A 13,037-nucleotide genomic window follows, 5' to 3' on the forward strand; every position below is an offset into this window, starting at 1 on the left:
CCTACATTCCGAGCGTCGGTCCGATGGCTTCGTAGAACGTCAGCACCGCCGGCCCCAGGGTGATGACGAACACCGCCGGCATGATGAGGAAGAACACCGGAAACACCAGTTTCACGCTCAACTTGCGGGCCGATTCCTGTGCCTTGTGGCGGCGGCGGGTGCGGAGATACCGCGCATGATTGCGCAACGCCGGACCCAGGCTGGTGCCAAAACGGTCGCTGTCGATCAGCACGGTGGAGAGCTTGCGCAGCTCCATCGAGTTGGTCCGTTGTCCGAGTGAGTACAATACCTCAGTTCTCGACCGTCCGGCGCGCAACTCCACCTGAACCTGCCCGAATTCGCTGGAGAGTTCGGGATACAGCCCGCGCAGTTCCCGGCTGGTTTCAATCAGGGCGCTGTCCAGGGACTGGCCTGCTTCGATGCCGAGCACCATCAGATCCAAGGCATTGGGCAGGGCCCGTTCCAGTTGGTAGCAGCGCTGGTTTACCTTTGCGTCCAGCACCCGGTCCGGCAGCAGGAATCCGAAGCCCATGCCGCAAATGGACAGCACAAAGCCCATGGACAGGCTCTCGTGATCCAGCAGTCCAATCCAGCCCAACACGACACCGCAGAACAGTGCGACCGCGACTTTGGTGCCGTAGAAGATCGTACCGGCCGCGGGAGACCGGTAGCCCGCGGCGATCAGCGAGTTCCGGGTGTGATCCTTGCGCGGCTTCTGGCCCGCGGCCAGTTCGCCGATGACGAACATCGATTCCTGGAGGCTCGCCGAGAGGCCCTTCTGGCCGGAGGACTGGGGCGTCTGCAAGCCGCCGTCCTGGATGGTGGCGGCGGTCCGCCATCGCACCAGCAGCAGCGCCGCCCCGACCGTGGCCATCACGAACAGGAAGAAACAGACCGCCATCATTGTTTCTGACATGTCTGCCTCAAATCCTCACCTGCGCCACTCGTTTGATCACGAAATGGGCCACGACGTTAGCGAGAGCGGCGGCGCCCAGCATGGCGCGGCCTTCGGCTCTCCGCAGCATGATCGACATATATTCCGGATTCACCAGGAACATCAGAACCCCAATCATGATCGGCACGATCGTCAGCACCATGCCTGTGATGCGGCTGTGCGCCGACACCGCGCGCACTTCGCTTTCCAGCGCTCCGTTGTCCCGCATCGTCTCACCCAGGCGTCCCAGGACGTCATTGAGCCGTCCGCCGACCCGATTCTGCAACTTGACCGCGGCGACGAAGAGCCGCACTTCGGGCACTGGAATCCGGTCCGCCAGATTGTCCAGGGCCTGATCCCAGCCCACGCCCAGATTCCACTCTTCCCGCGTGCGGCGCATTTCGGACGACAGCGGTTCGGGTTGTTCCAAAGCCAGGAGTTCGACCGCGGCGGAAAGCGGATAACCTGCTTTCAGGGCCCGCGTCATGGAATCCAAGGCTTCGGGGAACTGAGCCGCGAAGGTCTCAAAGCGTTTGCGGCGGAGCCTGCGGATGTAAAGGTAGGGGCTTGCCACCACGGCCGCCACAATCAGCACCGAGGGCACCAAAGGGATGAATTCGATCTGCCACAGCAGCGCGGCCGTAGCCGTGCCGCCCAGCAGCATCATCAAGGTCACACGGCCGACCGACCAGCGCAGGTTCGCCTCGGAGATCATCGCCCTCAGCTCTTCGACGTGGCTGAACTTTTCCAGCAGCATCGACCAGACCTTGATAGTGCTGAGGTCTTCTCCCTTAATGACTTGCGGTTCGCCGCTCTGCTCGCCTGTCTCAAAAACCAGTTCCGTTCCGGCGCGCCGGGCGCGCACGTGCATCGACGCCCAGTAGAACGACACTGCCAGCAGTGCCGTCAGGAAGGCGGTGCCGAACATCATCAGGAAGATGACAAGGCCTAGCATGGCTTAGGGGTGCACGGCTGCCGCGGCATTCAGGAGGGCAGCGGGCGCGACGCTCTTCGCGCCTTCCACTGAGCGGTCGTTGGGATTGCGCAGCACCAGGCGCAGTTGAAGAGTGGCATCGGCCAGGCTCAACCGGTCGGCGTCGTTCGGCGAAACCAGCAACGTGATCACCGGACGCCCGTTTCCAGGTTCGTTTCCGGTCACACTGAGCACCTCCACGTCTTCCAGCATTCGACGCAGTTGCTGCGCACCCCGGGTGTCCAGCACCTGGATGTCCACGCGGCTGCCGGAGCGGATCATCGCCACCACTCCGCTGGAATCGATTGGATGGATGCTCACGGCCCGGCGGCCGGCCGGGATGGCCAATGACGGACCGCCGGCGGCGCCGCGGCGCGCAACATGCGAACTGGTGATGGGCTGGTTGGGCGAGACGGGCTCGAGGAGGGTCAATCCCACTGCCTGCTCCGGGGCCGGGATCGCATTCGGGGGCAGCGCTTTCTGGTCGAAATCGACGACCTTCACGTCTTCCTGACGCAGAACAGCGCCACGGTCCAAAGCATGCACCGCCAATACAGCCGTGCGCGGGTTGTCGGCCGAAGCGGAGCCTCGCAGCCGGGGAATCAACAGCCCGTAGAAAATTCCGGTCGCCACGACAGCCGCCACAAAGGCGACTCCCAACAGCGGCATTAGATTCCGTTTCATCGCGTACCTCGAGGCGGACTGGTACGGTTCTCCTACTGATACCAGTCCTGCCCCAGTACACCATGCGCCCATATCGGCTCATATCAGTTGAAGACCCTAGTACCTCCGAGTTTGAACCTGAGACGGTTCGTACCCCCGGACCGCTACAATGAAAGCAGTGGAAACTCGCCGTATGTGCCCGCATTGCCGGGCGTTTATCACCACCAGCGACAAGGTCTGTCCCTATTGCGACACCCCCGTTGGTCCTACCGCCGCTGAACGCATGGGCGGAGCCGACCTGTTCGGCGGCCTAATCCCATCGGCTCAGTTCCTCACCATCCTGCTGCTCACGATGAACATCGGGATGTACCTGGTGACCATGCTGGCCTCGGCCAAGGTCGGGGAATCCAACGCGCTGATCCGTTACGGCGCCGCGCTGCCCGAAGGGGTCTTCGGCGGCCAGTGGTGGCGTATCATCACCGCGGGCTTCCTGCATGGCGGCCTGATGCACATCGGTTTCAACATGTGGGCGTTAATGGACGTCGGGCGGCACGCCGAAGAGACCTACGGCGCCAAGCGGATGGCCGTGATCTACCTGCTTTCGACGATGGGCGGCTTCGCGCTGAGCATGGTGCGCGGCACGCAGTTGACGGTGGGCGCCTCGGCCGGCCTGTTTGGCCTGATCGGCGCCATGATCGCCATCGGCGTCATCCACCGCACTTCGCAGCAGGCGGCCGCGATCAAGGCTTTCTATATCCGCTGGGCGATCTACGGCCTGCTCTGGGGGCTGCTACCCGGATTTCACGTCGATAACGCAGCGCACCTGGGCGGTATCGCCACCGGCTTCGTCGTTGCCTGGGCCGCGGGCACGCCCCGCGAGTTTGACGTCACGCGCGAGCGCATCTGGAGCATTCTGGCCGGACTCTCGGCGGCCGTCACCGCCTATGCGTTCGTCCGCCTCTTCCTCTGGCTGCAGAGCATAGCATCCGTCTAGAGACACAGGCGATAATGAGGCCATGCGCGCATGGCTCATGGAATCCTACGAAGGTGTCGACAAGCTCCGCCTGACTGAGGTGCCCGATCCGCAACCCGGGCCCGGCGAGGTTCAGCTCGAAATGCACCTGGCCGGCCTGAATCCTGCCGACGCCTTCCTGGCGCTGGCCCAATACCCCGCCAAACCGGCGCTGCCGCACATCCTGGGCCGCGACGGCGTGGGCACCGTGCGCGTGGTGGGGGCAGGCGTCACGAACGTCCAGCCGGGCGATGCCGTTGGCATCCTGCGCTGTGACGCGGGCGTTGAAATCTGGGGCACGCTGGCCGGTAAGACGGTGGTGCCCGCCGCCAGCCTGGCGCCCGTCCCGGCCGGCTGGACCCAGGAGCAGATGGCCGGCGCGCCGCTGGTTTTCCTCACCGCCTGGCAGGCCCTCGCGCAATGGGGCGAACTGCCGCGGGAAGGGCAGGTTGTGCTCGTCACCGGAGCCTCCGGCGGCGTCGGCGTTGCCAGCGTCCTGCTGGCGAAGTCACTGGGCGCCACGGTTGTGGGCCTCTCCCGCAATCCCGAGAAGAGTGAAACCGTCCGCCAGTTGGGCGCCGACTTCGTCTTCGATCCCGCCGATCCCGCCCTGCGCAAGAAGGTCATGGCCGCCATCGCCCCGCGCAAAGTCGATTTCGTCGTCGATAGCGTGGCCGGGCCGCTCTTTTCGCAGATCATCGCCATGCTTGGTTACGGTGGACGGATCAGTGTCGTGGGCCGCAGCGCCGGCACCGTGCCCGACTTCAACACCGCCACTCTCTTCTTCCGCCGCAACCGGATTGGCGGCGTCTCGGTCGGGGATTACACGCCCGAAGGGGCCCAGAGCGCCTGGACGGAGATCGTCCGCCGGCTGGACGCCATGGACCGGCGACCCGTGGTGGATCAGGTGTTCCCGTTTGAAGATGTGAAACAGGCCTTCGCCCGCCTGGCTGAAGGGCCGATGGGCAAGGTTCTGGTGAAGGTCTCGTAGCTGGCCGGGCTAGCAGCCCGCGCCGGTGCCCGCAGGCTTCGCTTTCGTGCCCCGGCTGAAGCTGAGGTAGTTGGTGACGTTCTCGCGCAGGAGTTGCGGGAAGTTTTTGTCCAGATTCGACCGGATGGCTACGTAGCACTCATCGCACTGATTGTGCATGGTGAACTCGTTGACCATCTTCTCCTGGTCTTCCAGCTTGTAGCGCTTGAACTGCATCGAGCATGGCTGCAACATGCCATCCGCCGTGACGACCAGGAACCGCAGGCCGGCCTTGCAGCCGGGTGCGCCGCCGGTTTCGAAGTAGTGCCGCGTTGCGTTGACGGTTGTCGGGGCGCTGACGATCCAGTTCGATTCATCGCGCCGCTTTTCGATACGGTCCAGTTGGGAGTTCAGGACCGCCAACTGCTCCGGAGCGCCGGGGAACAGTTCCCGGCAGCCGGTCCGGCGCGCCGAGTACGCGCTGTAGCAGATGTTTACGCCCCACTTGTGGGCCTGGTCCGCCGCGCCGTTGATTTCGCCGACGTTGGCCGCCGTGATGCACGTATTCAGCACGATGTCGTCGTAACCGTAGGCCGCGCACGCCGGGATGACATCGTTCAGATGGGAGTAGAGGCCCGGATACATGCGGAACTCATCATGCCGGTTATCGGGGAAGTCCAAGGACACCGAGAACTGGTCCACGCCCGCATCCCGCAACTCGAGATACCGCTGCGGCGTCATCAGCGACCAGCTCGACACCAGGATGATGTACGGCAGGCCGTTCGCCAGCTTGATGCTGCGCACCACGTCGCTGAGGTCTTCGCGCATCAGCGGTTCTCCACCGGATACCTGCACCACACACGGCTTCAAAGTCTCCGTGTAGTGCCGGTAATCCGCCGGCCGCATGTTCTTCGAATCATCCTTCGGACCGCCGTGATCGCAGTGCCGGCAGTAGCAGGTGCAGGAATCGGTGACTTCGAAGGATACAACGATAGGGCGTTGCGCGAGCCAATTCATCGATCCCTGTCCGATGATCCTCAGTGACTGACCAATGGGAACCTTGCGCATGAACCTAAATCATACCAAGAGGCCCGAATAACGTGCAAGAAGGTAATGATTTACAGTACAGAGGTAGCCACATGCGGATCCTAGTTCTGAACGCGGGCAGCTCGTCCCTCAAATACCAGCTCATCGAGACCGGTGTGCGCGATGAACACGTCATCGTGAAAGGCGCCGTGGAACGGATCGGCGCGGCCGGCAGCCCGGTCCACAATCACACCGAGGCCGTCGAGGAGATCCTGCCCAATCTAGGGCCCATCGATGGGGTAGGGCATCGCGTGGTCCATGGCGGCGAACGCTTCAAGGCCTCGGCGCTCATCGACCTCGAAGTCGAGCACGCCATCGCCGACTGCTGCTCCCTCGCACCGCTCCACAATCCTCATCACCTGGCCTGCTACCGCGCGGCCCACGCGCTGCTACCCAATGTGCCGCACGTGGCCGTCTTCGATACAGCCTTCTTCCACACCATCCCGCGGCGGGCGTTCCTCTACGCGGTGCCCTACGAGCTCTACGAGTCGGACCATATCCGGCGCTACGGTTTCCATGGCACGTCGCACCGCTATGTCAGCGGCAAGGCGGCCGAGCAGTTAGGGATTCCGCCGGATGAGGTCAAGTTAATCACCTGCCACTTGGGTAACGGCTGTTCCGTTGCGGCGATCGAGGGCGGCAAGGCCGTCGACATCTCGATGGGCCTGACCCCCCAGGAGGGCCTGGTGATGGGGACGCGCTCCGGTGACATCGACATCGGGGTGATCTTCCACCTGGCGCGCCAGAAGGGCATGACCCTCGACGAGATCGAGAAGCTCCTGATTCACCGCAGCGGTCTGCTGGGTCTCTCCGGCCGCTCCAACGACATGCGCGACCTGGTCCACGCGGCGCAGGAGGGCGACGCGCGTGCCCGCATCGCTGTCGAAGTCTTCTGCTACCGAGTGAAGAAGTATATCGGAGCCTTCTGGGCCATCCTGGGCGGCGCCGATGCGATTGTCTTCACCGGCGGCATCGGAGAAAACCGGCCGGAGATCCGGGACGAGATCATGGCGGGGCTGGAGAACCTCGGGGCCGTCGAAGTGCTGGTCATCCCGACCAATGAGGAGCTTGTCATCGCCCGCGACACCGCCCGGCTCATCGGAAGAGGAAGAGCGTAGAGGCGGCAGTGAGGATCACGACGAGGGCTTCAAAGACCTTCTCTGGAATGTGGGGCACCAGTTTCCGGCCGCCGATTGCCCCCACCATCACGGCGGGGATCATCAGGACGTCGAAGGTGAGCGACTGCCGGCTGAACAGGCCGTGCCAGGCGTAGATGGGCACCTTGGTCAGGTTGATGATGAAGAAGAACCAGGCGCCGGTGGCGATGAACTCCTCCTTGGGGAGTTTCTTGCTGAGCAGGTACAGGCTCATCACCGGACCGGCCGCGTTGGCCACCGTGGTCGCAAAGCCCGCTGTCGCTCCGTATAGCACCGGGTGCGGCGACACGGCCATGCCGTTCCTGGCGTACTTCCGCCACAGGTAGGCGAGCAGCATTACCAGGACGATGCCGCCCACCACCGGCCGCAGTACGCCTTCCTTGAGATTCAGGGCCAGCGCTCCGCCGGTCATACCGAGCAGGACCCAGGGCACCAGGGAAAACAGCCGTCCGGCCGCCGCATGGCGCCGCCAATAGATCACCGCGAACAGGTCCGCCGTGCAGAGCATCGGCAGCAGCCAGGCCGCCGAGACGCGTGCGTCGCCCACGGTGAGAATGATCAGCGGGACGACGAGGATGCCGAGCCCGGGCAGGCCGGTCTTGGCCACGCCGACACACATCGCGCACAGCGCGCCAACCAGCCATTGCCAGATTTCCAGATGGGGCATGAGGACTAAACGCGGGACCTAGTCCTCCAGCATAACCTCTACTCAGCGGCCGTTGAATTCCTTCACCGCGTCCAGCATGGCCACCAGGTTCTTCACTGGGGTACCCGCCTGCACGTTGTGGATCGAATCGAACACGAACCCGCCGCCGGTGGAGAAGATCTCGCAGCGCCGCAGCACTTCGGCGCGCACCTGATCCGGCGTCCCGAAGGGCAGCGTCTTCTGCGTATCCACGCCACCGCCCCAGAACACCAGGCGGTCGCCATACTTCGCCTTCAGCGTCTCCGGATCCATCCCCACGGCCGAGCACTGCACCGGGTTGATGATGTCGAAGCCCGCGTCGATGAAGGAATCGAAGAACTTCTCCACGCTGCCGCAGGAGTGCTTGAAGCACTTCCAGCCGGTGTTCTTGTGCACCCAGTCGTTCACGGCCTTGTAGTAGGGGAACCAGAGTTCGCGGAGGGTCCGGACGGAGCAGAACTGCGACGTTTGCGTGCCGAAATCGGTCCCGCACAGGAACACGGCATCCACCGAGTCGCCGATGCGGGCATGCACCCGCTCCAGGTTCCGGATGCCGTTCTCGCACTGGTACGCGAAGATTTTGTGGACGTAGTCCTTGCGGCTGCTGGTGGACATGTACCACTCGGCCACGTCGCGGATCCCCTTTGGATTCTTCAGGAACGGAGCCGGCACCAGCGCGATGTCGCCGAACGCCGTCCCGCCGAAGGTCGCCAGGATGCCCTTGCCGGTCTGCTGCGCCGCCGTGACGCTGGCGCTGACGTGATCCAGGTCCGCTTCCGATAGCGGAGTGAACTCCTCCAGGTTGTCCTGGATATTCAGCAAGTCCTCATCGAACGGTGGCTGCCGCACGATGGTGTCGAAGAACGCGCTGCCCAGCGGCATGCGCCCGCTGGGGGCGGCGGTCTCATCGCCTTCCGGATACACCAGGATGTCGCCGTTCGCCTCGGTGCGCCAACGGAACTCAGTGGAGACCAGCACCGGCAGGCCGCGGAAGTCCCACTCTTTCCATTCGCTGTTCGCGAACCCGAACATTGTGTTGCGGGGAAACACTCCGGTGACGTCCAGGCCCATCGCCTCGCTCAGGTCCGGTTCCACCAATCCGAGCATCTGGTAGGGCTCATGCACCTTCACCGGACGCTTCTCCAGGCCGTAGAAATCCCGCAACGCAGCCACGCACGAGACGTGGACCCCGGTCACCGCGCTCCCGCCAAAGTCGATCGGGATCCGGTCCGGCTGGCGGTGCGCCAACGCGTCCCGGAGCCTCTGGCGGCTGGTAGTGGGTGCCATGCTTACGATTCCTTCCCTGGAGCCTGTCTATTCATACTTCAGGATCAATCTATCTGAATGGGTCAGGCCAGTCAATGAAATGCATAATGGATCCTATGCAAAGGCGTTCGTTCCTTGCCGCGGCGGCTGCCGGTCTGCTGCCTGCCGCCGGCAAACCTAAACCCAATATTGTCCTGATCCTGGCCGACGATCTCGGCTGGTCGGACATCGGCTGTTACGGCAACAAGGACATCGCCACCCCCCATCTCGACCGGTTGGCCACGCAGGGCGCGCGGTTTACGCAGGCCTACGCCGCCTGCCCGGTTTGCTCGCCGACCCGCGCCAGCATCATGACGGGCCGATACCCGGTCCGTACCGGAGTCACCGACTGGATTCCCGGCCGCAAACCCGATCCGAAAAGCCCAATCACCACGCCGCTCACCGCCAGGCAGCTGAGTCTGAATGAGCGCACCATCGCCGAATGCCTCAAGCCCGCCGGCTACCGCAGTGCCAGCATCGGCAAGTGGCATCTCGGCGGCGAGGGCTTCCTGCCGACGGACCAGGGCTTCGACATCAATATCGGCGGCAGTCACATCGGCAGCCCGCCGCCTTCCGGCAAGCTCGGGTCCAGTTACTTTGGTCCCTTCGAACTGCCCAATCTCAAAGCCGGCCCGGGCGAATCCCTCACGGAAAAGCTCACCGACGCGGCCACCTCTTTCATCGCCCAGCAGAAGTCGAATCCTTACTTCGTTTATCTGTCCCACTACACGGTGCACATCCCGCTGCAGGCCCGCGAGGAGGACATTGACCGCTACCGCGCCCGCGCCAACGGCCGCTACAACCCGGTCTATGCCGCCATGCGCGAGAGCATGGACCAGAGCGTCGGCCGCGTCATGGAAGCCGTCGAGAAGAGCGGAGCCGCTGACAATACGCTGCTCATGTTCTTCGCCGACAACGGCGGGCTGCGGTATGAGGGGAAGAGCCCGTCCGCGGTCACCGACAACGCACCGCTGCGGGCAGGGAAGGGGCATCTGTATGAAGGCGGAATTCGGGAACCGCTGATCATCCGCTATCCCGGAGTGGTGAAGGCCGGCACGGTGATCGACACGCCGGTCTGCAGCGTCGACTTCCTGCCCACCTTCGCCGAAATGGCGGGGCAGAAAGCCGCCGACGTGGACGGAGTCAGCCTCCTGCCCCTGCTGCACGGCGGGCAACTGAGACCGCGGCCCCTGTTCTGGCACTACCCGCACTACTCCAACCAGGGCGGGGCGCCCGGCAGCGCGATCAGGGAAGGGGACTGGAAACTCATTGAGTTCCATGCCGATGGCCGCCGCGAGCTCTTCAACCTGGCCGAGGATCCAGGTGAACACAGGAATCTGATCCGCAGCCAGGCGAAGGTGGCGGATCGACTGCAGGCCAAGCTGAACCGGTGGCGTGAATCGACGAATGCCGTTATGCCGGCCAGGAACCCCAATGCCGACCCGGCGTGGCCCGGATTCCAACTGTCGGGCGAGGAGAAGCCCACGCCGCCGCAATAGCCTCTCGTTTCCAACCGGGGCCCAAGCGGGGCCGCCCCGATGCCCGGGTGTTATCCTGGTACTTGGTACCCGCCCGCATGGAAATCTTCAAGGATTTCACCTTCGAAGCAGCTCACCGACTGCCCAACCTGCCGCCCGAGCACAAATGTTCGCGCTTGCATGGGCATTCTTTTCACGTCCGCATCTGTGTCCAGGGCGCGCCAGACCCCATCCTGGGCTGGGTGATGGACTTCTCCGACATCAAAGCCATCTTCAAGCCCATCCTCCTGCAACTCGATCACTACTATCTCAACGACATCCCCGGCCTCGAAAATCCCACCAGCGAGGTCATTTCCATGTGGATTTGGAACAAATTAAAGCCGCTATTGCCCGCCCTCTGCCGTGTCGAAGTTCGAGAGACATGCACCGCCGGCTGCTCCTACGCGGGCTGATGGATTCCTCCACAATCTGTAGATAGTTTGTATTTTCTTTGTAAACGAGACAAAAGACTCTTGAAGTATTTTTTCCCGCTTGCTAGCATGAGTAAAAATTCATGAAGCGGCCTCCCCTGATTGCAAACGATTCGCAAGTGATGCCACCCCCGACAGCTCCCGTGCGTGAGCCCACGGCGGACTCCATCGTGCTGCCGGTGCCGCCGGCTCTGCCCGACGGGCCGACGCTGGATCACTGCCTCCGCAATCGGCGTTCTTCGCGCAGCTTCCTGCCGGATTCGCTCACGCTTGCTGAAACCAGCCGGCTCCTGTGGGCCGCGCAGGGCTACACCGGGCTGGGCGGGCTCCGCACCGCACCCTCCGCCGGAGCCTTCTACCCCGTCCGCTCTTATCTCCTGGCCGCCTCCGTGAAGGGGCTCGCGGCCGGCTTCTACGGTTTCGACACCGATGCCGGCAGCCTTCGCCTGCTTCGCAAGGGAGAACGGCGCAAGTCCCTGGCCCGCGCCGTCGCCGGCCAGACCTGTGTCGAGGAGTGCGCTGTCGCCCTGCTGCTCACCGGTTGGTACAAGCGGGCCGCCAGGGAGTTCGGTGACGCTGCCCCCCGCCTGGCTGCCATGGAGTGCGGACACATCGGCCAGAACTTCTGCCTGCAGGCGACGGCCCTCGGCTTGGGGGCGATCGGCCTGGGCCGCCTGGATCCCGAAGCCGTACGCCTGCTGCTCCGTCTACCCGAGGACGAGGAGCCGCTATATCTCCTACTCGCGGGCCGTGTCTAGCGGCTCGCCCTCAGCGTTCCGCGCCCTTCGCCGGCGTTGCCTTGATGGCGCGCTCAAAGGCCCATGCCCGGATGTGGTTGATCTGTTCGCGCATGGTGCGGGACAGGGGCACTGAGCGGGCCGCCAGCGTGAGCAGGTCCTTCGGATTCACGGTCGTGTCCGAGAGCTTCGCTTTCGTGATGGCGCTGATGACGCACTGCTCCACTTCGGCGCCCGTCCAGCCCTTGGTGAATTCCATGAGCTGCGGAAGGTTCAGCGTGTCGGGATCATAGCCGCGGCGTGACAGGTGAATGCGGAAGATCTCGGTGCGCTCCTCTTCGGTGGGCAGGTCGACGAAGAACACCTCGTCAAAGCGGCCTTTGCGGATCATCTCGGCGGGCAGCAGGTCGATCCGGTTGGCGGTGGCGGCCACGAACAGGCCGGGCGTCTTTTCCTGCATCCAGGTGAGGAAGAAAGCGAAGATGCGGCCCTGTTCGCCGCTGGATTCGTTGGCGGTGACGGCCATCTCGATCTCGTCGAACCAGAGCACCGCCGGCGCGATGTCCTCCATTTGATGGCACGCATCGGCGAACGCAGTTTCGGGTTTGCCATGACGGCCGGAGAAGACCTCGACCATATCCATGCGGTACAGGGGCAGTTGGAAATGGGCCGAGATCGCCTTGACGCAGAGGCTCTTGCCGCAGCCCGGAATGCCCATCATGAGCACGCCTTTGGGCACGATCTCCTTGCTGAGCGAATCACGCAGATCGAAGAGCTTGCGGCGTTCGAGCAGCCATTTCTTCATGTTCTCAAGTCCGCCGACCGCATCCATGGTGGTCGGGGTGGAGATGAACTCGAGTACACCGCCGCGGCTGACGAGCAGGCGCTTTTCTTCCAGAAGGGCGGGCCGGGATTCCTCCGATAGCGGCGTTCCGCCCGCTGTCGCGCGGCGCAGGGTGTAGCGGATCTCTTCGAGAGTGAGGCCGAGGAGGGCGGGCGCGAGCCCTGCGATCACTTCGCTGGATGGCGGCTGGGCGTGCCCGCTCGTTTCATCGCGGACGAAGGCGGTGATTTCCGCGATGTCGGGTGTGCGGAGTTCGACGTAAGCGAGCGAGCGCTCGAGCTCCTCCGGGACGTCGTGGATGGGGGAGGTGATGACGATGAATTTATTGCGGTCGGTGCAGGTGGCGTACAGGTCGCGCAGGTGGCGCCGCACGAGCGCCGACTCGCGCATGGCCTCGTGGAAATCCTTGAGGTGGTAGAGGCCGGGCTCGGGGGTGGCGGCGATGAAGGCGAGGACGCCCGTTGCGGACTCCGTACCTGGCTGCGCGGTGGCGTCTCCGGCGCGCCTGAGGCCATCGGTGAGGCTCCACGACCAGACCGGGATAGCGCTGTCGCGGCCCTCCACGGGTATCGCCGGCGAGAGCTCCGCCAGGATTCTGGCGACCCGTTCTTCCTCCGTCGTGCGGACGTAAGTGAGGGGCCGGCCGGAGAGGAAAAGCTCGCGGAGGGTTCTGACGGCGCGGCTGGCCTGTGCCGCGGCCGAGGAGGCTTCTGGAACGTTCAC

The 13,037-nt window shown here is 63.9% G+C and carries 13 protein-coding genes; 6 read left to right on the plus strand and 7 right to left on the minus strand.

Annotated features, from left to right (window positions below):
* Position 1: 1 nt before the first annotated feature.
* From IRI77_RS35345 to cpaB, 3 genes are read right to left on the minus strand one after another with little or no spacing between them, the layout of a single operon-like run.
* Positions 2–916 carry a type II secretion system F family protein gene (locus tag IRI77_RS35345; protein WP_194449618.1) on the minus strand — a complete coding sequence of 305 codons (915 nt, stop codon included), beginning with the start codon at positions 914–916 and terminating at the stop codon, positions 2–4.
* 7 nt (positions 917–923) lie between these two features.
* Positions 924–1,889: a type II secretion system F family protein gene (locus IRI77_RS35350; RefSeq protein ID WP_194449619.1), complete on the minus strand. Its 966-nt coding sequence runs from the start codon at positions 1,887–1,889 to the stop codon at positions 924–926.
* 3 nt (positions 1,890–1,892) lie between these two features.
* Entirely contained in the window at positions 1,893–2,591 is a 699-nt protein-coding gene (cpaB, locus tag IRI77_RS35355; protein ID WP_194449620.1) for a Flp pilus assembly protein CpaB, read from the minus strand.
* Between the two features lie 172 nt (positions 2,592–2,763).
* Between cpaB and IRI77_RS35360 the strand changes: the two genes are divergently transcribed.
* Both IRI77_RS35360 and IRI77_RS35365 read left to right on the plus strand, forming a co-directional pair.
* Positions 2,764–3,564: a rhomboid family intramembrane serine protease gene (locus tag IRI77_RS35360; RefSeq protein WP_194449621.1), complete on the plus strand. Its 801-nt coding sequence runs from the start codon at positions 2,764–2,766 to the stop codon at positions 3,562–3,564.
* Positions 3,565–3,586: 22 nt separating this feature from the next.
* On the plus strand, positions 3,587–4,573 hold the full coding sequence (locus tag IRI77_RS35365) for a quinone oxidoreductase family protein (protein ID WP_194449622.1): 987 nt from the start codon (positions 3,587–3,589) through the stop codon (positions 4,571–4,573).
* 9 nt (positions 4,574–4,582) lie between these two features.
* On the opposite strand, the gene IRI77_RS35370 is transcribed toward IRI77_RS35365, so the two are convergent.
* Positions 4,583–5,569: a radical SAM protein gene (locus tag IRI77_RS35370; RefSeq protein ID WP_194449623.1), complete on the minus strand. Its 987-nt coding sequence runs from the start codon at positions 5,567–5,569 to the stop codon at positions 4,583–4,585.
* A 122-nt stretch (positions 5,570–5,691) separates the two neighbouring features.
* On the opposite strand from IRI77_RS35370, the gene IRI77_RS35375 reads away from it, so the two are divergent.
* Entirely contained in the window at positions 5,692–6,756 is a 1,065-nt protein-coding gene (locus IRI77_RS35375; protein WP_194449624.1) for an acetate/propionate family kinase, read from the plus strand.
* On the opposite strand, the gene IRI77_RS35380 is transcribed toward IRI77_RS35375, so the two are convergent.
* Together IRI77_RS35380 and IRI77_RS35385 are read right to left on the minus strand one after the other, a co-directional pair.
* Positions 6,734–7,462: a sulfite exporter TauE/SafE family protein gene (locus tag IRI77_RS35380; RefSeq protein ID WP_194449625.1), complete on the minus strand. Its 729-nt coding sequence runs from the start codon at positions 7,460–7,462 to the stop codon at positions 6,734–6,736. The genes IRI77_RS35375 and IRI77_RS35380 overlap by 23 nt on opposite strands.
* Positions 7,463–7,504: 42 nt before the next feature.
* Complete coding sequence (locus IRI77_RS35385; protein WP_194449626.1) at positions 7,505–8,767, minus strand: uroporphyrinogen decarboxylase family protein; 1,263 nt, start codon at positions 8,765–8,767, stop codon at positions 7,505–7,507.
* 95 nt (positions 8,768–8,862) lie between these two features.
* On the opposite strand from IRI77_RS35385, the gene IRI77_RS35390 reads away from it, so the two are divergent.
* The 3 genes from IRI77_RS35390 to IRI77_RS35400 all read left to right on the plus strand — a co-directional run bounded on the left by IRI77_RS35390 (position 8,863) and on the right by IRI77_RS35400 (position 11,491).
* Entirely contained in the window at positions 8,863–10,284 is a 1,422-nt protein-coding gene (locus tag IRI77_RS35390; RefSeq protein ID WP_194449627.1) for a sulfatase, read from the plus strand.
* A 77-nt stretch (positions 10,285–10,361) separates the two neighbouring features.
* A complete protein-coding gene (gene queD, locus IRI77_RS35395; protein WP_194449628.1) occupies positions 10,362–10,715 on the plus strand; it encodes a 6-carboxytetrahydropterin synthase QueD in 354 nt (117 codons plus the stop codon).
* Positions 10,716–10,855: 140 nt separating this feature from the next.
* Positions 10,856–11,491, plus strand: coding sequence for a SagB/ThcOx family dehydrogenase (locus IRI77_RS35400; protein WP_194449629.1), 636 nt, complete (start codon positions 10,856–10,858; stop codon positions 11,489–11,491).
* A gap of 10 nt (positions 11,492–11,501) precedes the next feature.
* Here the strand turns inward: IRI77_RS35400 and IRI77_RS35405 are convergent, their stop codons facing one another.
* On the minus strand, positions 11,502–13,037 hold the full coding sequence (locus IRI77_RS35405) for an AAA family ATPase (RefSeq protein WP_194449630.1): 1,536 nt from the start codon (positions 13,035–13,037) through the stop codon (positions 11,502–11,504).

It is taken from the genome of Paludibaculum fermentans (assembly GCF_015277775.1).
In the GTDB taxonomy this organism is placed as follows: Bacteria; Acidobacteriota; Terriglobia; order Bryobacterales; family Bryobacteraceae; genus Paludibaculum; species Paludibaculum fermentans.